At 73.5% G+C, this 18,766-nt stretch carries 20 protein-coding genes; 9 read left to right on the top strand and 11 right to left on the bottom strand.

Features of this window, described 5'->3' with window-relative positions:
* Positions 1–15 precede the first annotated feature (15 nt).
* Complete coding sequence (locus tag ACI6PP_RS15930; protein ID WP_421112594.1) at positions 16–234, top strand: I78 family peptidase inhibitor; 219 nt, start codon at positions 16–18, stop codon at positions 232–234.
* A 75-nt stretch (positions 235–309) separates the two neighbouring features.
* Here the strand turns inward: ACI6PP_RS15930 and ACI6PP_RS15925 are convergent, their stop codons facing one another.
* Both ACI6PP_RS15925 and ACI6PP_RS15920 read right to left on the bottom strand, forming a co-directional pair.
* Positions 310–1,179 (bottom strand): FHA domain-containing protein, encoded by an 870-nt coding sequence (locus ACI6PP_RS15925; RefSeq protein WP_421112593.1) that lies wholly within the window; start codon positions 1,177–1,179, stop codon positions 310–312.
* Between the two features lies 1 nt (position 1,180).
* A complete protein-coding gene (locus ACI6PP_RS15920; protein ID WP_421112592.1) occupies positions 1,181–1,420 on the bottom strand; it encodes a hypothetical protein in 240 nt (79 codons plus the stop codon).
* Between the two features lie 258 nt (positions 1,421–1,678).
* Between ACI6PP_RS15920 and pdhA the strand changes: the two genes are divergently transcribed.
* From pdhA to ACI6PP_RS15900, 4 genes are all read left to right on the top strand, one after another.
* On the top strand, positions 1,679–2,788 hold the full coding sequence (gene pdhA / locus ACI6PP_RS15915) for a pyruvate dehydrogenase (acetyl-transferring) E1 component subunit alpha (protein ID WP_421112591.1): 1,110 nt from the start codon (positions 1,679–1,681) through the stop codon (positions 2,786–2,788).
* Complete coding sequence (locus ACI6PP_RS15910) at positions 2,785–3,765, top strand: alpha-ketoacid dehydrogenase subunit beta (RefSeq protein WP_421112590.1); 981 nt, start codon at positions 2,785–2,787, stop codon at positions 3,763–3,765. The genes pdhA and ACI6PP_RS15910 overlap by 4 nt, the downstream gene beginning before the upstream one ends.
* Positions 3,766–3,776: 11 nt before the next feature.
* Positions 3,777–5,162 carry a dihydrolipoamide acetyltransferase family protein gene (locus ACI6PP_RS15905; RefSeq protein ID WP_421112589.1) on the top strand — a complete coding sequence of 462 codons (1,386 nt, stop codon included), beginning with the start codon at positions 3,777–3,779 and terminating at the stop codon, positions 5,160–5,162.
* A 214-nt stretch (positions 5,163–5,376) separates the two neighbouring features.
* Positions 5,377–6,741 carry a hypothetical protein gene (locus tag ACI6PP_RS15900; protein WP_476712942.1) on the top strand — a complete coding sequence of 455 codons (1,365 nt, stop codon included), beginning with the start codon at positions 5,377–5,379 and terminating at the stop codon, positions 6,739–6,741.
* 4 nt (positions 6,742–6,745) lie between these two features.
* Here ACI6PP_RS15900 and ACI6PP_RS15895 read toward each other — a convergent pair whose 3' ends face one another.
* From ACI6PP_RS15895 to ACI6PP_RS15880, 4 genes are all read right to left on the bottom strand, one after another.
* Positions 6,746–7,105, bottom strand: a complete 360-nt coding sequence (locus ACI6PP_RS15895; RefSeq protein WP_421112587.1) for a Rieske (2Fe-2S) protein — start codon at positions 7,103–7,105, stop codon at positions 6,746–6,748.
* Between the two features lie 111 nt (positions 7,106–7,216).
* The gene (locus tag ACI6PP_RS15890) at positions 7,217–7,744 is read right to left on the bottom strand and encodes a GNAT family N-acetyltransferase (protein ID WP_421112586.1); all 528 of its coding nucleotides are present in this window, start codon (positions 7,742–7,744) and stop codon (positions 7,217–7,219) included.
* Positions 7,741–9,243, bottom strand: coding sequence for a carboxyl transferase domain-containing protein (locus ACI6PP_RS15885; protein WP_421112585.1), 1,503 nt, complete (start codon positions 9,241–9,243; stop codon positions 7,741–7,743). Before ACI6PP_RS15885 ends, ACI6PP_RS15890 begins: the two co-directional genes overlap by 4 nt.
* On the bottom strand, positions 9,240–10,424 hold the full coding sequence (locus tag ACI6PP_RS15880; RefSeq protein ID WP_421112584.1) for a CaiB/BaiF CoA transferase family protein: 1,185 nt from the start codon (positions 10,422–10,424) through the stop codon (positions 9,240–9,242). Before ACI6PP_RS15880 ends, ACI6PP_RS15885 begins: the two co-directional genes overlap by 4 nt.
* Before the next feature lie 78 nt (positions 10,425–10,502).
* Between ACI6PP_RS15880 and ACI6PP_RS15875 the strand changes: the two genes are divergently transcribed.
* Entirely contained in the window at positions 10,503–11,153 is a 651-nt protein-coding gene (locus tag ACI6PP_RS15875) for a GntR family transcriptional regulator (protein ID WP_421112583.1), read from the top strand.
* A complete protein-coding gene (locus ACI6PP_RS15870) occupies positions 11,150–12,481 on the top strand; it encodes an MFS transporter (RefSeq protein ID WP_421112582.1) in 1,332 nt (443 codons plus the stop codon). Before ACI6PP_RS15875 ends, ACI6PP_RS15870 begins: the two co-directional genes overlap by 4 nt.
* 101 nt (positions 12,482–12,582) lie before the next feature.
* Here the strand turns inward: ACI6PP_RS15870 and ACI6PP_RS15865 are convergent, their stop codons facing one another.
* The 5 genes from ACI6PP_RS15865 to ACI6PP_RS15845 form a co-directional block, all read right to left on the bottom strand.
* Positions 12,583–13,518 (bottom strand): SDR family NAD(P)-dependent oxidoreductase, encoded by a 936-nt coding sequence (locus ACI6PP_RS15865; RefSeq protein ID WP_421112581.1) that lies wholly within the window; start codon positions 13,516–13,518, stop codon positions 12,583–12,585.
* Entirely contained in the window at positions 13,515–14,312 is a 798-nt protein-coding gene (locus ACI6PP_RS15860) for a maleylpyruvate isomerase family mycothiol-dependent enzyme (protein ID WP_421112580.1), read from the bottom strand. Before ACI6PP_RS15860 ends, ACI6PP_RS15865 begins: the two co-directional genes overlap by 4 nt.
* Positions 14,313–14,322: 10 nt before the next feature.
* Positions 14,323–14,793, bottom strand: a complete 471-nt coding sequence (locus ACI6PP_RS15855; protein WP_421112579.1) for a hypothetical protein — start codon at positions 14,791–14,793, stop codon at positions 14,323–14,325.
* Between the two features lie 59 nt (positions 14,794–14,852).
* Complete coding sequence (locus ACI6PP_RS15850) at positions 14,853–15,074, bottom strand: hypothetical protein (RefSeq protein ID WP_421112578.1); 222 nt, start codon at positions 15,072–15,074, stop codon at positions 14,853–14,855.
* A 91-nt stretch (positions 15,075–15,165) separates the two neighbouring features.
* The gene (locus tag ACI6PP_RS15845; RefSeq protein WP_421112577.1) at positions 15,166–17,031 is read right to left on the bottom strand and encodes an acyl-CoA dehydrogenase; all 1,866 of its coding nucleotides are present in this window, start codon (positions 17,029–17,031) and stop codon (positions 15,166–15,168) included.
* Positions 17,032–17,334: 303 nt separating this feature from the next.
* Between ACI6PP_RS15845 and ACI6PP_RS15840 the strand changes: the two genes are divergently transcribed.
* Both ACI6PP_RS15840 and ACI6PP_RS15835 read left to right on the top strand, forming a co-directional pair.
* Positions 17,335–18,240: a sulfite exporter TauE/SafE family protein gene (locus ACI6PP_RS15840; RefSeq protein ID WP_421112576.1), complete on the top strand. Its 906-nt coding sequence runs from the start codon at positions 17,335–17,337 to the stop codon at positions 18,238–18,240.
* Between the two features lie 99 nt (positions 18,241–18,339).
* The coding region (locus ACI6PP_RS15835; protein ID WP_421112575.1) for an RrF2 family transcriptional regulator at positions 18,340–18,766 on the top strand (427 nt) is incomplete at its 3' end.

Raw genomic sequence — 18,766 nt, 5'->3', positions numbered from 1 at the left:
GGGCAGACTGGTCACGTGAGCGACCCGACGAGCACCGACGGCCAGGGCGAGACCGACTGGTTCAGCGCCTACGCCGACCTCGGCAAGGACGACGCCATCGCGCGCGCCCAGGCCGACGGCCGGCGGGTCCGGGTGCTCGAGCCCGGCATGATGATGACGATGGACTGGCGCCCCGACCGGCTCAACGTCCACCTCGACGCCTCCGGCCACCTCGACCACCTCGCCCCCGGCTGAGGCAGCACGGACAGCGGCCCACGACCCCCGTCCGGGATCGTGGGCCGCTGCTCGTCGTGCGCCAGGGCGATGGCGTCAGGACGAGTCGGTGACCGGGTCGGCACCCGGGCGGGGAGGCTGACGGCGCTGGCGGCCCGTCTCGCCACCCGTGCGTCCGCCGTACGGACGACCGTGGTCGGCGTGCTCGTCGCGCACGTAGCCGAACGTGTACGACCCCAGCTCCACCCGCGTGCCGGTGCGGAGCAGCTGCTGGGTCATCGGCGCCCCGTTGACGACGAGCGTCCCGGGTCGCCCGACGTTGCGGACGACGTACTCGTCGCGCTCGGTGCGGTAGACGTGCGCCTGCTCGGGCTCGAGCTCGGGAAGCACGATGTCCATGGTCTCGTCGGACCCGATGCGGGTGATGCCCGGGACCAGCGCGAACTCGGGTGCCTGCTCGCCCATGTACGGGCGCGACAGGTGCTGGACGAGCCGCGGGCGTCCGCCGCCCAGCGGGTCGTGGGTGGTCGTGACGCGCCGACGCCGCCACCCCTGGAGGGTCGGGGCGAAGGGCAGGGGCGTGCCCGGGGGCAGGCCCACGACGTCACGCCCGTCGGCGCCGCGCCGGGTGCGGACGAACGTCAGCAGGGCGCCGACCTTGCCCAGACGGATGTGCGACGAGCGGGTCAGCACGCGGTGCAGCAGTGGCGCCTTGACGTCGCCGACCGTCGCGATCGGGCCCTTGGGTCCGCTGATGGTCATCGAGAGGTGCTGCGCGGCGAGCGCGTCCGCGAGGTCGCGTGCCGTGTCGTCCGATCCGGCGAGGCCCGACAGCAGCGCCGGGTCGTCGGTGAACACCTCGAGGTGCCGTCCGGACGCCTTCACGGTGCCGCTGGTGGTCCCTGCCGACCCGCCCGGGCTCAGCTCGAAGCGCAGGTCCGCGTCGATCGAGATCCGGGGAGCCATCTCAGCTCCGGTAGGGGTCGGAGCCCGCGGCCTCGTCGTCGCTCGTGGTGACGCGCAGGGTGCCGTTGAGCTTCCAGGTGGCGCGGGGCGCGTCGGCGCCGGTGTCGCGGGGGACCTCGACCTCGAGATCGACGAAGCTGTAGTTCACCGCGGCACCCTTGCCGGTGAGGTACGACCACATCTCGGCTCCGAGGTCGGTCCAGCTCTGCACCTGGTGGGTGTCGTTCGTCGTCTCGCTCATGAGTCGTCCTCGGGTTCGAAGAGAGGGGGTCGATCTCGACGCTACGACCGCACCCAGGGGGGTGCCGATCGAACCTGCGGAGGTTTTGGAGGCGGCCCCGCCCTCGGGCTAGTCTGGCCACGTGCTGTGGCGCCCGTCACAGCACGCGAAGACCGCACGGACCCGGGCCCACGTCGCACCACCCCCGCGACACCGGCCGGGTCGAGTCCCCCGGCCACGGCGACCCCGACGGCCGCCGAGCTCCAAGGAGAACGCCCCGTGGCCGACCCCGACCTCGTCCAGCTGCTCACCCCCGAGGGCGAGCGCACCGAGCATCCCGACTACGCGTTCGACGGCGACGACGACACGATCCGGTCGCTCTACCGCGACCTCGTCCTCACCCGCCGCATCGACACCGAGGCCACCGCACTCCAGCGCCACGGCGAGCTCGGCATCTGGGCCTCGCTCCTCGGCCAGGAGGCCGCGCAGATCGGCTCCGGACGCGCCCTGCGGGCCCAGGACCACGCGTTCCCGACCTACCGCGAGCACGGTGTCGCGTGGACGCGCGGCGTCGACCCGCTGTCGCTCCTCAGCCTGTTCCGCGGGGTCGACCAGGGCAGCTGGGACCCCGCCGCCACCGGGTTCGGCCTCTACACGATCGTCATCGGCGCCCAGACGCTCCACGCCACCGGCTACGCGATGGGGCTGCAGCGCGACGGCGTGGTCGGCACCGACGACCCCGCGCGCGACGCCGCCGTGATCGCCTACTTCGGCGACGGCGCCACCAGCCAGGGCGACGTCAACGAGGCGTTCATCTGGGCCAGCGTCTTCAACGCCCCCGTCGTGTTCTTCTGCCAGAACAACCAGTGGGCCATCTCCGAGCCCATCGACCGCCAGACGCGCATCCCGCTGTACCAGCGCGCGTCGGGGTTCGGGTTCCCCGGCGTCCGCGTCGACGGCAACGACGTCCTCGCCGTCCACGCCGTCACCCAGGCCGCCCTGCAGCGCGCCCGCGAGGGCAGCGGCCCCACGCTGATCGAGGCGTTCACCTACCGGATGGGCGCCCACACCACCACCGACGACCCCACCCGCTACCGGCTGTCCGACGACCTCGAGCACTGGAAGCTCAAGGACCCGGTCGAGCGCGTGCACGCCTACCTCACGCGTCACGTCGGCGTCGGCGAGGAGTTCTTCTCCGAGATCGCCGAGGAGGCCGACGCGCTCGCGGTCCGGCTGCGCGAGGGCACCCGCGCGATGGCCGACCCGTCGATCATGTCGGTCTTCGACCAGGTCTACGTCGAGGAGTCCGCCGAGCTCGCGCAGCAGCGCGACGAGCACGCCGCCTACCTCGACTCCTTCGAGGTCGCCACGGACGGAGCGCACCGATGATCACCACGATGACCATGGCCAAGGCCCTCAACGCCGGCCTGCGCGCCGCGATGGAGCACGACCCCAAGGTGCTGATGATGGGCGAGGACGTCGGCAAGCTCGGCGGCGTCTTCCGCATCACCGACGGCCTGCAGAAGGACTTCGGCGAGGACCGCGTCATCGACACGCCGCTGGCCGAGTCGGCCATCCTCGGCACCGCGGTGGGCCTGGCGATGCGCGGCTACCGGCCCGTCTGCGAGATCCAGTTCGACGGCTTCGTCTACCCGGCGTACGACCAGATCGTCAGCCAGGTGGCCAAGCTGCACTTCCGCAGCCACGGGCGCCAGCCGATGCCGATCGTCATCCGCATCCCGTTCGGTGGCGGCATCGGCGCCGTCGAGCACCACTCGGAGAGCCCCGAGGCGCAGTTCGCGCACACCGCGGGCCTCAAGGTCGTCGCCTGCTCCAACCCTGCCGACGCCTACTGGATGATCCAGCAGGCGATCGCCGCCGACGACCCGGTGGTGTTCCTCGAGCCCAAGCGCCAGTACCACGGCGAGAAGGCCGAGGTCGACACCGAGGCCACCCCGCCGCCGCTGTTCACCTCCCGCACCCTGCGCGAGGGCACCGACCTCACGCTGCTCGCCTACGGGCCCACCGTCCGGCTGTGCCGCGACGCCGCGCTGGCCGCGTCGGAGGAGGGGCGCAGCCTGGAGGTCATCGACCTGCGCACGCTGTCGCCGCTCGACCTCGAGCCCGTGTTCGCCTCCGTGCGCCGCACCGGCCGCGCGGTCGTCGTCCACGAGGCCGCGCGCTCGCTCGGCATGGGGTCGGAGATCGCGGCCCGCATCCAGCAGGAGTGCTTCTACGCGCTCGAGGCGCCCGTCCTGCGCGTGGCCGGCTTCGACACGCCCTACCCGCCGAGCCGGATCGAGGAGGAGTACCTGCCCGACCTGGACCGGGTGCTCGACGCCGTCGACCGTTCGCTCGCGTTCTGAGAGGGGGACCCATGAGCCAGATGCAGCAGTTCAACCTGCCCGACGTGGGCGAGGGCCTGACCGAGGCCGAGATCGTCAGCTGGTCGGTCAAGCCCGGCGACGTCATCGAGGTCAACGACGTCGTGGTCGAGATCGAGACCGCCAAGTCCGTCGTCGAGCTGCCCAGCCCGTACGCGGGCACCGTCGCCCGCCTGCTGGTCGACGCCGGCGAGACCGTCGCCGTCGGCACGCCGATCATCGCGGTCGCCCCGGCCGGCGTCGACGTCACCGAGGACGACGCCGCCGCACCGGCGGAGGAGGAGCCCATGAAGACGCTGGTGGGCTACGGCCCGCGCGCGTCGGGCACCCGGCGTCGTCCGCGCAAGGCCGCGCCGTCCGCCCCGACCGAGGAGGTCCGCGCCGAGGTCAACGGCGCGTTCGGCGCCGAGGCGCCGCTCCCGCCCGCGGTCGTCGCCGCCACCACCCCGGTCGCGGCCGAGGCCCGCACCGCGGGCACCGGGGCCGACGCGGCGCTCGTCCGCGCGCTGGCCAAGCCGCCGGTCCGCAAGCTGGCCAAGGACCTCGGCGTCGACCTGTCAACGGTCACGCCCAGCGGCCCCGGCGGCGTCGTCACGCGCGCCGACGTCGAGAGCCACGGCTCGGCCGTCCCGGCGGCCACGCCACCGGTCGTCCAGGCTCGGACGGCCGGCGGCCAGACGCGTGTGCCGGTCAAGGGCGTGCGCAAGATGACCGCCCAGGCGATGGTCGGCTCGGCCTTCACCGCGCCGCACGTCACCGAGTGGCTCACGGTCGACGTCACCCGCACGGTCGAGCTCGTCGACCGGCTCAAGGCCGACCGCGCGTTCGCCGACGTCAAGGTCTCGCCGCTGCTCGTCCTGGCCAAGGCCGTCTGCCTGGCGGCCCGCCGCACCCCCGAGCTGAACGCCCGGTGGGACGAGGCCGCCCAGGAGATCGTGCTCGAGCACGACGTCAACCTCGGCATCGCGGCCGCCACCCCGCGCGGGTTGGTCGTGCCCAACGTCAAGGGCGCGCAGGCGCTCGGGCTGCACGACCTCGCCGCGGCGCTCGGCACCCTCGTCGCCACCGCCCGCGAGGGCCGCACCCAGCCGGCGGAGATGAGCGGCGGCACGTTCACGATCACCAACGTCGGTGTCTTCGGCGTCGACGCGGGCACGCCGATCCTCAACCCCGGCGAGGCCGGCATCCTCGCCTTCGGGCAGATCCGGCGGATGCCGTGGGTGGTCGACGGGCCGGACGGCGAGCGCATCGAGCCCCGCTCGGTGTGCACCCTCGCGCTGTCGTTCGACCACCGGGTCGCCGACGGCGAGCAGGGCTCGCGCTTCCTCGCCGACGTGGGCGCGCTGCTGCACGACCCGGCCAACGCGCTGCTCTACTGACGCACGCGCGTCCTGGACGGGCGGTTTTGCACCGGTTCCCACCGCGCGCAAATCGCCCGTCCGGGGACGACGTCGCCGTTAACGTCACCGGGACGGCTGACGGTTGGCCGTTCTCGGAGGTGCTGTGGGCAGCGACACGACGCAGATCGTCGATGCGCGGGTCGGGTGGCTCCTGAAGTCGTGGCGACGGCGGTCCCACGATCCTCGACTCACCATGCAGGCGCCCTTCGCCGAGCGTCTCGCCCAGGTGGCGCCGCACGTCAGCGTCGACGCGAGCCGGGTGAGCCGCTGGGAGTCCGGCCGCATCCGGGCCAGCCGCGCGATCGTCGCGGGGTACGAGAGCGCTCTCGGCCTGCCCGAGCACCTCCTGGTCGCGACCGTCGAGGTGCTGTGGCGCGACCACGGCATGGAGACGCGCGAGCCGGGGCCGCCACTGCCCCGTGCCGAGGCGGTGCGCGGTCTCGACGACTGCCTCGCGCTGCTCGCCGCGGGCGAGCACGACGGGGGCACCTGGCACCGCCTCGCCGGTCTGGTCACGAGCCAGGAGATGCTCGTGTACCTGCCCGAGGCGCTGCGCGAGGAGACCGCACAGGCGCTCGTCGGCGAGGTGCCCCGGTCGGTCGGGCGTGCCTGGCTGCGCCGCATCGAGGCGATGCGCCAGATGCTGGGTCACGAGCTGGTCGGGCCGCACGTGGTGCGAGCCATCGGCCGCCAGGTCACCGAGCCGTCGTCGCAGGCCGTCGTCGACCTCGTCGCGAACCTCCACGACGCCGGCGGCATCGCGCCGATCGAGATGTTGGTGCGTCTCACCTCGCACGAGTCGGAGTCGGTCCGTACCGGCGCGCTGTGGGGGCTCGGCGACCACGGCGTCCCCCAGGAGCTCTCGCCCGGCCTCACGCGGCAGCTGAGCTCTACCCTCGCGACGGTCATCACGGGCGACTCCCCCCGCAACGTCGACCTCGCCTTCCGCCTGGCCGGCGAGCTGGGCCCGCAGTCGTCCGGCCCGCTCGCGCCGCTGCTGCGTCGCCGTCGCGCCGCTGAGGCCTCCGCCGAGGCGCAGGTCGAACGGGCCGTGATCCGGCGTTCGGCCGCGTCGGCGATGGAGGTGGTCGGGGTCGACGTCGACGACGTTCTGCGCGACCTGCTCGAGGAGGCCCTCGGGATGCGGGGAGCCGACGCGCAGCACGAGAGCTGGATGGTGCTGATGGCCAGCCCGTTCCGGTCCGACCTGGCCGACCACCTGGTCACCGTCTGCGCGTCCGGCGACCACCTGCTCGACGCGCACGCGACCGGCCTGACCTACCTCGCCACCGAGGAGCACCGCGACGGGGTCGTCAAGCTGGCGGGGCGCGACGACATCGACGCCGGTATCCGGTTCCGGGCGCTCGCGCACGTGCCGGGGGCGGTGGTGCCCGACGACCTCGGCGTCCCCTCGCCCGCCGAGATGTACGCGCTGGGCATGACGGAGAGCCCGCGGCTGCGGCGGCTGGTGGACGACCCCGACGCACCGGCCGACGTCCGGGGCGCGGCGCGCTGGTGGATCCAGCACGGCGGGGCGCTCCACGACCCCGGGGGCTGAGCGGTCAGCGGCGGACGGTCAGCCGTCCGTCGCGGTGCAGGACCCGGCCGACCCGCAGGCGCAGGTGGCGCCCGTACGCGAGCACGATCGAGCCGTAGACCACGGTCCGCCCGTGGTAGCCGAAGAACCCGCGCGGCCCGGCGACCATCGCCCCGGTCGTGACGTCGTAGCGGCTCTGGTGCCACGGGCACACCAGGCACCCGTCGGCGTCGACCGTGCCCCTGCTCAGGTCGGCCAGCTGGTGGCGGCAGCGCGGGGAGACCGCGAACTCGTCGCCTGCAGGCGTGCGTCCGACCGCCCAGGGTCCGACCCGTCGGACCTCGCCCGCTCCCAGCTCGTCGGTGGAGTGCTCGTCGCCGGCCATGGTTCTCCTCGCGTCACGGGGTGTCGCTCGGCAGGTCGCCGGCCCGGCGGGGTGGGGGACCGGACCTCCAGCCTCACACGTCGTCGGCGGACCGCACGACGACGCCACGGGCTACCAGCGGTCGCCCTCGCGCCAGTCGCAGACCAGGAGGTCGGGCGACGCGGGGAGGGCCGGGCGCAGGAAGATGCAGCCGTCGTCGTCGGGGGTGGGACGCACCCCGTCGGGGGTGAGGGCGGCGGTGCGGCCCTCCCACCGGTGCCAGCCGCGGGCGGCGTAGAAGGCCAGCCCCTCGTCGCTCGACGCGAGCGCGCCCACGTCGTACGCGAGGTCGGCGGCGCGCTCGAGCGGCTCCATCACCAGCCCGCCCACGCCCCGGCGACGGTGGGTGGTGCGGACGGCGACACCCTCGACGTAGCCGCAGCGCAGCACCCGGTCGCCGTGCACCAGCCGTCGCTGGACGAGCGCGGAGTGGCCGACGAGCAGGTCGCCGTCCCACGCGAGGGCGTGCAGCCCGCCGAGGCAGTGCTGCCAGTCGGTGGGCTCGAGATCGTCGAAGACGTCGTGCAGGAGCGCGTGCGCCGCCTCGAGCACGCGTGGCTCGAGGTGGGCGGTGTGCGCCACCTGCACGACGGGGGTCACGACCGGTAGCGGGCGAACCGGGCCGCCATCCGCTCGGCGCTCTCGCGGCGCATCAGGCCGTAGAGCTCGTGCCGGACCACCTCGCCGAGGGCGAGGCAGAAGCCGTCGGGGTCCTCGGCGGCGTCGACGTCCTCGGCCACGACGCGGTCGACGACGCCCGCCTGCTGCAACGAGCCCGAGCCGACGCCCTGCGCACGGGCCATCTCGGCGGCGCGGTCGGGCGTGCGGTGACGGATGGCGCTCGCGCCCTCGGGCGGCAGCGGCGAGAGCCAGGCGTTCTCGGCGGCGACGACGCGGTCGGCCGGCAGCAGCGCGAGCGCGCCGCCGCCGGTGCCCTGGCCGAGCAGGACGGTGAGCGTGGGGGCGTCGAGCATCACGAGGTCGGCCAGGCAGCGCGCGATCTCGCCGGCGAGCCCGCCCTCCTCGGCCTCGACCGACAGCGCGGCGCCGGGGGTGTCGATGACCGTGACGAGCGGCAGGTCGAGCTCGTCGGCCAGGCGCATGCCGCGGCGCGCCTCGCGCAGGGCGCCCGGGCCCAGGGGACGCTCGCGCGTCTGGCCGCGACGGTCCTGGGCGAGCACGACGCAGGGTGCGCCGCCGAAGCGGGCGAGGGCGAGCAGCAGGCCGGGGTCGGTCTCGCCCTCGCCCGTGCCGTTGAGCGGGATGACGTCGGTGGCGGCGAGGCGCAGCAGGCGACGCGCCCCCGGACGGCGGTCGTCGCGCGAGCGCGTCACGGACTCCCACGCGTCGAGCTCGCGGGTGGGCTCGGGGGAGGCGTCGGGCGACTGCGCCAGCGGGTTCTCGGCGGGGTCGCGCGGCGCCGTCAGCACCTGGAGGGCGCGGTGCACGATCTCCTGGAGGTCCTCCGGCGGCAGGACGGCGTCGACGAGGCCGTGCGCGTAGAGGTTCTCCGAGGTCTGGACGCCCTCGGGGAACGGCTTGTCGTAGAGCGCCTCGTAGACGCGGGGCCCGAGGAAGCCGACGAGCGCACCGGGCTCGGCGACCGTCACGTGGCCGAGCGACCCCCACGACGCCATCACGCCGCCGGTGGTGGGGTGGCGCAGGTAGACCAGGTAGGGGTGGCCGGCGTCCTTGTGGCGGCAGATCGCCGCGGTGATGTCGACCATCCGCACGAACGCCGCGGTGCCCTCCTGCATGCGGGTGCCGCCCGACACGGGCGCGGCCAGCAGCGGCAGGCCCTCGGTGGTCGCGCGCTCGATCGCGGCCACCAGGCGCTCGGCGGCCGCGGTGCCGATGGACCCGGCGAGGAACGCGAACTCCCCGGCGAGGACGGCGACGCGGCGGCCGTTGACGGTGCCGGCACCGGTCACCACCGACTCGTCGACCCCCGACTTCTCGGCGGCGGCGACCAGCTCGGCGGCGTAGTCGGGGTCGAGGTCGCCGCGCACGACCGGCACGTCCCACGACGTCCAGGACCCGTCGTCGAGGACCAGCTCGACGAGCTGCGCGGCCGACAGACGGGTGGGCCGGGGGCTCACGTGCCCGCCTGCGCGTCCTGCTCGTCGAGCCAGGCCGTGACGCTGGCCTGGTGCTCGCCGAGGCGCGGGGGCGCCTGGTGCTGCTCGCGGCCACCGGCGTGGAGGTTGTCGTCGAACCGGATCGGCGGCCCGGGCAGCGTGATGGTGCCCAGGCTGCTGTGCTCGACGTCGACGAGCAGGCCCTGGCTGCGGGTCTGGTCCCACGCGTAGACGTCGTCGATCGTGCGCACCTTGCCCGCGGGGATGCCCGCCTCGGCCAGCCGGGCGAGCCACGTCTCGGCGCCGTCGGAGCCGAAGACGTCCTCGACGACCGCGATCAGCTCGTCGCGGTGCGCGACGCGGTCGGAGTTCGTGGCGAAGCGCGGCTCGTCGACGGCGACGCCGATCACGGGCGCGAAGCGGGCCCACAGGCCCTCGCTGCCGACGGCGAGCTGCACCGGGGCGTCGGCGGTGCGGAACAGGCCGTAGGGCGAGATCGACGGGTGGTGGTTGCCGAGCGCGCGGGGCACCTCGCCGCCGACCGTCCAGCGCGTGCCCTGGAAGGCGTGCACGCCGACGATGCCGGCGAGCAGACTGGTGCGCACGACGCGTCCGCGTCCGGTGGTGGCGCGCTCGTACAGCGCCGAGACCACGCCGAACGCGCCGTTCATGCCGGCCAGCAGGTCGCCGATCGGGACGCCGACCTTGTTGGGCTCATCGGGGGAGGGGCCCGTCAGGCTCATCAGACCCGCCTCGCCCTGCGCGATCTGGTCGTAACCGGCGCGGCCGCCCTCGGGGCCGTCGTGCCCGAAGCCGGTCATCGAGCAGATCACCAGGCGCGGGTTCAGCTCGTGCAGCTGCTCGACGGAGAACCCGAGGCGGTCGAGGACCCCGGTGCGGAAGTTCTCGAGCAGGACGTCGGCGTGACGCACCAGGCGCGTCAGCAGCTCCTTGCCCTCGGGCGACTTCAGGTCGGCGGTCACCGACTCCTTGTTGCGGTTGCACGACAGGAAGTAGGTGGACTCGCGGTCGTCCTCGGGGCCGACGAACGGCGGCCCCCAGCCGCGGGTGTCGTCCCCGCCGTTCGGGGTCTCGACCTTGATGACGCGGGCGCCCATGTCGCCGAGCATCATCCCGGCGTGCGGGCCGGCGAGGGCGCGGGTGAGGTCGACGACGACGACATCGGACAGCAATTGGCTCATTGGACTAGCCTCTCATCCCGCCCGCGCCGAGGCCAGGGTTGGCGGCGTCCGATCTGTTGCATCTATGATGCATGCATCATGTCGACCTCCACCCCCGTCCACGCGTCCGCCGGGGTGCGTGCCTACGAGCACGTCCTGCGCGGGATCCTCGACGGCGTCTACTCCGGCCTGCTCACCGAGGGCGGCGTCGCTGCCGAGCTGGACTGCTCGCGCACGCCCGTCCGGGAGGCGTTCCTGCGCCTGGAGTCCGAGGGGATGGTGCGGCTCTACCCCAAGAAGGGCGCGCTCGTCGTGCCGGTGTCGGCCCAGGAGGCCGGCGACGTCTGGGAGGCCCGCGCGCTCGTCGAGCAGTGGGCGGCGCCGCGTGCCTTCGCCCGCGGTGCCGAGATCGTGCCGCGGCTGCGCGAGCTCACCGAGCAGATGCGCGCACGGCTCGACGACGGCGACGTCAGCGCGTTCACCGAGGCCGACCGCACCTTCCACGAGGTGATCGTGGGCGTGGCCGGTAACGACGTGCTGACGCGCCTGTACCGCAGCCTGCGCACCCGTCAGCTGTGCATCAACGCGGCGGCGATGCGGGTCTCGCGCGAGCGGATGGAGGTCGCCGCCGCCGACCACGCGCGCCTGACCGACCTGCTCGAGGCCGGCGACGCCGACGCGTTCGCCGCCGCCGTCGCCGCCCACCTCGACACCGCGCGCCGCGCGATCGGCGGAGGGGACGCCCGGTGAGCGCGTCGCTGGACCTGCCGCCCGCACCGGCTCGTCGGGCGATCGCCGTGTGGGGCGTCGCGCTCGCCGTCTACGTCCTGGCGGTCTTCCACCGCTCGTCGCTCGCGGTCGCCGGCCTGGCCGCCGCCGACCGGTTCGACATCTCGGCCGCCCAGCTGGCCACGTTCACGATGGTGCAGCTGCTGGTCTACGCCGGGCTGCAGGTGCCCGTCGGGCTCGTGCTCGACCGCTTCGGCCCGCGGCGCGTGCTCGGCTCCGGCCTGGTGGTGATGACGCTCGCGCAGATCGGCTTCGCGTTCGCCGACACCTACCTGCTGGGGCTGGTGGCGCGCGTGTTCGTCGGCGCCGGCGACGCGATGGTCTTCATCTGCGTGCTGCGCCTGGCGACCACGTGGTTCGCGCCGCGGCGCATCCCGCTCGTCACCCAGTTCACCGGCTTCACCGGCCAGCTCGGCGCGGTCGCCGCCGCGCTGCCCATGACGTGGGCGCTGAGCACGCTCGGCTGGACGCGCGCCTACCTCGCCGCGGCCGTCATCGGCATCGTCCTGGCGGTGCTGCTGTACCTCGTCGTGGCCGACACCCCCGAGCGCCGCGTCGTCACCGGGCCGCCGCTGTCGATCGCCACCGTGACGTCGTCGCTCAGGCTCGCGTGGGGCGAGCCCGGCACGCGCCTGGGGTTCTGGACGCACTTCACCGCGCAGTTCCCGGGCACGGTGCTCGGCCTGCTGTGGGGCTACCCGTTCTTCGTGCGCGGCGAGGGCCTGTCGCCCACGCAGGCCGGTCTGCTGCTGACGCTGCTCACGGGCTTCACGATGGCCGCCGGCCCGGTGATCGCGTGGTTCGTCGCCAACCGGCTGTTCCACCGCTCGACGCTGGTGCTCGGCATCGTCGGCGCGATCGTCACCACCTGGACGGCCGTCCTGCTGTGGCCCGGCGACGCGCCCGTCTGGCTGCTGGTGCTGCTCGTGATGGCCGCGGGCGTCGGCGGGCCCGCGTCGATGATCGCGTTCGACTTCGTGCGCACCTTCAACCCGCCCGACCGCCTCGGCAGCGCCACCGGCATCGTCAACCAGGGCGGCTTCATCGCCAGCCTGCTCACCGTGATCGCGATCGGCGTGGTGCTCGACGTGCTGACGCCCGGCAGCGGGTCGGACTACTCCTCGGGCTCGTTCCGCTGGGCCATGGCCGTCCAGTACGTGCTGTGGACCGTGGGCCTGACCCAGGTGTGGCGCTACCGCCGACGTACCCGCGCCCGCCTCTCGCGCGACGACCCCGACGCCTACGAGGCCCTCCGCCGCCGCAGCGGCCCCGTCCCCACCCACCGCTGACCCGCCCCCCGCCCCCGACGAGTGGTCGAGATACGACTTCTGCACCACCGCGAGCGGATTCTTGGTGCAGAACCCGTATCTCGACGACTCGCAGGGGGGCGTCAGGGGCGGAAGGTGAGGCCGGCGGCGCGTTCGGAGGCCTCCCAGAGGTCGCGACCGAGCCGGGGGTCGCCGGCGGTGGACGACCAGCCGACGAGCTGCGGGGTGCCGCGCAGGCCGCCCTGGCCGGACGGCCCCACGTACGACCCGCTCGCCAGGCCGGGCGCCGTCGCGGCCATCAGGACGGGCCACGCGCCCAGGGCGGCCGGCTGGCCGACCACGCGGCTCACCTGCTGCACCGCGAGCGACCACGGCCCCCGCGCGCCGATCGACGGGCCGCCCTTGAACAGGCCCGTCGACGCGTACCCGGGGTGCGCGGCCATGCTCGTCGCGCGTGACCGGGAGTCGCGCAACCGTCGGTCGAGCTCGAGCGCGAAGACGAGGTTGGCCAGCTTGGACTCGGCGTACGCCCGGTACCGGACGTAGCGGCGCGACGACCCGAGCGGCGTCAGCGCGGCGAGGTCGATCCGGTCGACGAGCGTGTGGAAGAGCGACGAGACCGTGACGACGCGTCCGTCCCGGGCGGCCAGCCGCGGCCACAGCAGCGCGGTGAGGGTGAAGTGCGCGAGGTGGTTGGTGGCCAGGTGCAGCTCGAAGCCCTCGGGGCTGCGGCGCCGGGGCGCCGCCATGATGCCCGCGTTGTTGACGAGCAGGTCGAACCCGTCCCACTCGGTGCGCGCCCACTCGGCGCCGGCCCGCACCGACGACAGCGACCCGAGGTCGAGCGGGACGACGCCCGTGCGCGCGCCCTGCACCTCCGACTCCAGCCACCGACGCAGCTCACGGGCCTTCTCGGAGTCGCGGGCACCCACGACCACCTCGGCGCCGTGTCGCACCAGCTCGAGCGCGACGAAGCGCCCGATGCCGCTCGTCGCGCCGGTGACGAACGCGCGGCGGCCCGTCAGGTCGCCGATCCGATCGGGCGTCCAGTCGGTCACGGCGTGACGGCCATCGACGCGCACACCCGGGTCGCGAGGTCGACGTCGCCCGACAGCGCGACCTCGACGTCCGCCGGCGAGCGGCGGCCGGCGCAGAGCACCGCGAACGTCTCGGTGTCGGTGGCGACGATCGCGTCGGCGGGCACGGTCTCGTCGACGGGACGCGCGCGTCCGCCGGGCTCGATGCGCAGCCGGCTGGAGAACGCGACGGGCCCGTGCACGTCCACCGCCACGACGGTGCCGGTCGGCGGACGCACCCGTCGTCCGACGACGTAGCCGAGCGCGCCGGCGAACACCTCGAGGGTGGCCTGGGCGCCGGGGGAGTCGAGCCCGCCGGGCGCGCCGACGGCGCGGCGGACGTCCTGCTCGTGCACCCACAGGTCGATGACGCGGTTCTGCAGGAACGTCTGCCAGTCCCAGTCGACGCCGCCGGGCGTGTGCGGCGGTCGGCCGTGCGGGGAGGTCGGGGCCGGGTCGAGCTGGGCGCGCCGCCGGTCGACCACGGCGGCGAATGCCGCGTGCAGGTCGTGCGGGTCGCGTCCGCGCAGGGCCGCGACGCCCGCCTCGGTGTACTCGGCGGCGACGACGGTGCCGTCGCCGTCACCCGGTGCGGGCGTCGAGCCGTCGGCCAGCTCGGTCTCGAGGTGCAGCAGGTGGGCCACCACGTCGGCGACGTCCCACCCCGGGCAGTCGGTGGGACGCGACCACAGGTCGTCGGACAGGTCGGCGGTGAGCTCGAGGAGGGAGTCCGCCGAGCGGCTCCAGGCGTCCACGAGCGTGGCGAGGTCGGGCACGGGACCGAACCTACCGGGCGGGTGCGGCGCGGTGACGTCGCACGATCGTGACGACCAGCAGCACCAGCGACACCGTGACACCGAGCCCTCCGACGGCCAGGGCGGCCAGGAACCGGACCACGAGCGAGGCGAGGGGCGGGTTGACGCCCACGCCGAGCGTGGCCGGGGTCTGCTCGGTGCAGTCGAGCTCGTACCGGCCGGGTGCGAGGGACGGCGGGGTCAGGGCCACGCGGCCCCACCGCTGGACCTCGACCGAGGCGTGCGGGTCCTCGAGGACGGTGCGCTCGCCGGACCCGGAGGTCACCGCGCAGAAGGTCACCGGCGTGCCGATGCCGTCACGGGTGCGCGCGTAGATCGCGAGCTGGTCGTCGCCCACCGTGATGGTGGAGTCGGCGCGCAGGGGGGTCACGCGCGAATCGCGGATGCCGCCGATGCTCGTGGCCGCGATGACGACCACGCCGAGGACCGTCAGGACGAGCACGAGCCCGGCCGCGACGTAGCCGCCGCGCCCGGGCCCGCTGCGAGCCGTCGCCCCCTGGGTCAGCGGGGGTCCTGGTAGCGGCGCTCCTCGACGTGGGTGGTGCGCACGTCGTTGCGGCGGCGGTTCAGGTAGACCGCCAGACCGAGCGCGACGATGCCCGCGACCAGCAGGATCAGGCCGAGCGCGTCGTTGTCGACGGGCCAGCTCGACGGGATGGCGATGGCGTTCGTCAGCAGGATCGCTCCCACGACGGCCAGGATGATGCCGACTCCGATGCCCATGACTGTCTCCAGACGTCCGGGGCCCCGAACGACCGCGGCCCGCCTCCCCAGAACGTAGGGGAAGCGGGCCGCGGCGGCGACTCGAAACGGGCTAGAAGGCCGCCTCGTCGAGGTCCATCAGCGACAGGTCCGTCGTCTCGGCCGCCACGCGGTCGGCGGCGAGACGGGGCAGCACCTCGCGGGCGAAGAACTGCGCCGCGGCGACCTTGCCCTCGTAGAAGGCCTGGTCGGCAGGCGACACCTCGCCGCCCAGCTTCTCCAGGGCGACGGTGGCGCCGCGCAGCAGCAGCCACGCGCAGGTGACGTCGCCGAGGGCGGTGAGCAGGCGGGTGGAGTTCAGGCCCACCTTGTACAGGTTGCGGACGTCGCCGTTCTCGGCCTGCGGGTCGGCCGACATCAGCTGGCCGAACATCGCGGCGAGGATGCCCTGCGCGTCCTCCAGGCCCTTGGCGAGCAGGTCGCGCTCGACCTTGAGGCGGCCGTTGCCGGCCTCGCTGGCGACGAACTGCTGCACCTGCTCGGCGAGGTGGCCGATGGCCTGGCCCTTGTCCTTGACGATCTTGCGGAAGAACAGGTCCTGGCCCTGGATGGCGGTGGTGCCCTCGTAGAGGGTGTCGATCTTGGCGTCGCGGACGTACTGCTCCACCGGGTAGTCCTGCAGGAAGCCCGAGCCGCCGAACGTCTGCAGCGACTCGGTGCCCAGCAGCGTCCAGGAGCGCTCGGAGCCGTAGCCCTTGACGATCGGCAGCAGCAGGTCGTTGACGCGCTCGGCGAGCTCGTCGCGCTCGCCGGCGTGCTCGGCGAGCTGGACGCGGTCCTGCCAGGTGGCGGTGTAGACCACCAGGGAGCGCAGGGCCTCGGCGAAGGACTTCTGCGTCATCAGCGAGCGGCGGACGTCGGGGTGGTGCGTGATCGTCACGCGCGGCGCGGTCTTGTCCGACGACTGCGTGAGGTCGGCGCCCTGGACGCGCTCCTTGGCGTACTCGAGCGCGTTCAGGTAGCCGCTGGAGAGGGTGGCGATGGCTTTGGTGCCGACCATCATCCGGGCGTTCTCGATGACCTGGAACATCTGGGCGATGCCCTGGTGCACCTCGCCCAGCAGCCAGCCCTTGGCGGGCTGGTGCTCGCCGAAGGTCAGCTCGCACGTCGTGGAGACCTTGAGGCCCATCTTGTGCTCGACGTTGGTGACGTAGGCGCCGTTGCGGTCGTCGGTGTCGACCTCGCCGGTCTCGAGGTCGAAGCCGTACTTGGGGACGATGAACATGCTCAGGCCCTTGGTGCCCGGGCCGCCGACACCCTCGACGCCCACGGGGCGTGCGAGGACGAGGTGGATGATGTTCTCGCTCATGTCGTGCTCGGCGCTGGTGATGAAGCGCTTGACGCCCTCGACGTGCCAGGAGCCGTCCTCCTGCTGGTAGGCCTTGGTGCGACCCGCGCCGACGTCGGAGCCCGCGTCGGGCTCGGTGAGCACCATCGTGGCGCCCCACTGGCGGTCGACCATGTGCTGCGCGATCTGCTTGTCGCGCTCGGTGCCGTTGCGGTGCACGATGCTGCCGAAGTTGGGGCCGGCGGAGTACATCCACACGGCGGGGTTGGCGCCGAGGATCAGCTCGGCGGTCGACCACAGCAGCGAGCTCGGGGCCGGCTGGCCGCCCATCTCGGCGGGGATCTGCAGGCGGTACCACTCGGCGTCCATCCAGGCCTTGAAGGACTTCTTGAACGACTCGGGCATCGTCACCGTGCAGGTCGCGGGGTCGTACACCGGCGGGTTGCGGTCGGCGTCGGCGAACGACTCGGCGAGGTCCTCGCGGGACATCCGGTCGATCTCGCCGAGGATGCTGCGGGCGGTGTCGACGTCGACGTCGGCGAACGGACCCTGGCCCAGCACCTCCTGCCGCCCGAACAGCTCGAACAGGTTGAACTCGATGTCTCGCAGGTTGCTCTTGTAGTGGCTCACGGGTCCCCGCCTCGTCGCTGTCTGTGGTCGCCGCCCCGGTGGTCGTGGGGACGGTCGCGGTGCCGCGGCGGTGGTGGAGCCGCGGTGCGTCCGACGAGCGTACCCGTCGGTAACTTCATTGTCCTACCCGCGGGTAACCGATGCAAGCGACTCGGGTGGCCCGGTGGGCGGCGAGACGGCCGTCTCGCCGAGTGAGACGTCGGGATCCGGTCGGCCGAACCCCACTACGGTTCTTAGGTCGCGTGATCTCATCGACTTAGGTGCGCACGCGGTCCTCGTCCTCCTCAGAACCCAGGAACCCCCATGCGCAAGCTCATCATCGTCGCCCTGGTCGGCTTCTTCGCCCAGATGATCGACGGCTCGCTCGGCATGGCGTACGGCGTGACCTCGTCCACGCTGCTCATCGCCACCGGCACCCAGGCCGCCGTCTCCGGCGCCGTCGTCCACCTCTCCGAGCTGGGCACGACGCTCGCGTCCGGCGCCTCGCACTGGAAGTTCGGCAACGTCGACTGGCGCCTGGTGAGCATCCTGGCCGTCCCCGGCGGGATCGGCGCCTACGCCGGCGCCACCTTCCTCAGCGGCCTCGACCCCGAGACCGCCACGCCGATCGTCTCGGCGGTGCTGCTCCTGCTCGGTGTCTACGTGCTGTACCGCTTCGTGGCCATCGGTGGACGCCGCCCGGAGTTCAAGGGCAAGCTGCCCGCCGTCTTCCTCGCGCCGCTCGGCCTGGTCGCCGGCGCGGTCGACGGCTTCGGTGGCGGCGGCTGGGGCCCGGTGGGCACCCCCGCGCTGCTCTCGTCGGGCAAGGTCGAGCCCCGTAAGGCGGTCGGCTCGATCGACACCTCGGAGTTCGTCGTCGCGCTGGGCGCCTCGATCGGATTCCTCACCGCGCTCGGCACCGAGGACATCGACTTCGGCTTCGTCGGCGCGCTGCTCGTCGGCGGCGTCATCGCGGCGCCGATCGCGGCCTACGTCGTCAAGCTGCTCCCGGCGCGCGTGCTCGGCGTGGGCGCCGGCGGCCTGATCATCCTCACGAACATCAAGACCCTGATGGAGAAGGGCCTGGGTGTCGAGGGCTGGCCCGTGGCCATCGCGGCCATCGTCTGGGCCGTCATCTGGGTCAACCTGATCGTCTGGGCCGTGCGCGCCGAGCGCAAGGTCCGCGCCGCCGAGCGCGCCGGCCAGGAGGTCGAGACCGCCACGATCTGATCGCGCCCCGCACGGCCCCGTGACGTCACCGTCCCGGGGCCGTGCGTCGTCACGGGGCGGCAAGAGCGAGTTGGTCGACTGGTCTGAGAGACTTGCCACATGCGCGTCTCCGCCAAGTCCGACTACGCCCTGCGCGCACTCATCGAGATCGCGGCCCGCAAGGCCGACGGCCCCGTCTCCGCCGAGGAGATCGGCCGCGAGCAGCAGATCCCGCACGGCTTCCTCCAGGCGATCCTGGCCGACCTGCGTCGCTCCGGCCTCGTGGTCAGCCAGCGCGGCCAGTCCGGCGGCTGGCGCCTGGCCCGCGAGGCGTCGGCCATCTACGTCGCCGACGTGATCCGCGCCGTCGACGGCCCGCTCGTCAGCGTCTACGGCCTGCGTCCCGAGGCGGTGTCGTACACCGGCTCGGCCGAGGTGCTCCAGCTGGTCTGGATCGCGGCGCGCAGCAGCCTGCGCGAGGTGTTCGAGAAGGTGAGCGTCGAGGCGCTGGCCGAGGCCACGCTGCCCGTCTCGGTGATGGTGCGCA

This window comes from Solicola agrisoli (assembly GCF_049059935.1).
Lineage (GTDB): Bacteria > Actinomycetota > Actinomycetes > Propionibacteriales > Nocardioidaceae > JAURVT01.
This window is presented reverse-complemented; position numbering and strand designations above follow the sequence as displayed.

Excerpts from the sequence above, each read along its gene's own strand:
- ACI6PP_RS15900 (WP_476712942.1), top strand. The coding sequence starts at position 5,377 with ATGCAGGCGCCCTTCGCCGAGCGTCTCGCCCAGGTGGCGCCGCACGTC.
- ACI6PP_RS15875 (WP_421112583.1), top strand. The coding sequence starts at position 10,503 with ATGTCGACCTCCACCCCCGTCCACGCGTCCGCCGGGGTGCGTGCCTAC.
- ACI6PP_RS15840 (WP_421112576.1), top strand. The coding sequence starts at position 17,335 with ATGCGCAAGCTCATCATCGTCGCCCTGGTCGGCTTCTTCGCCCAGATG.
- ACI6PP_RS15895 (WP_421112587.1), bottom strand. The coding sequence starts at position 7,105 with ATGGCCGGCGACGAGCACTCCACCGACGAGCTGGGAGCGGGCGAGGTC.
- ACI6PP_RS15925 (WP_421112593.1), bottom strand. The coding sequence starts at position 1,179 with ATGGCTCCCCGGATCTCGATCGACGCGGACCTGCGCTTCGAGCTGAGC.
- ACI6PP_RS15880 (WP_421112584.1), bottom strand. The coding sequence starts at position 10,424 with ATGAGCCAATTGCTGTCCGATGTCGTCGTCGTCGACCTCACCCGCGCC.
- ACI6PP_RS15850 (WP_421112578.1), bottom strand. The coding sequence starts at position 15,074 with ATGGGCATCGGAGTCGGCATCATCCTGGCCGTCGTGGGAGCGATCCTG.
- ACI6PP_RS15920 (WP_421112592.1), bottom strand. The coding sequence starts at position 1,420 with ATGAGCGAGACGACGAACGACACCCACCAGGTGCAGAGCTGGACCGAC.
- ACI6PP_RS15905 (WP_421112589.1), top strand. The coding sequence starts at position 3,777 with ATGAGCCAGATGCAGCAGTTCAACCTGCCCGACGTGGGCGAGGGCCTG.
- ACI6PP_RS15910 (WP_421112590.1), top strand. The coding sequence starts at position 2,785 with ATGATCACCACGATGACCATGGCCAAGGCCCTCAACGCCGGCCTGCGC.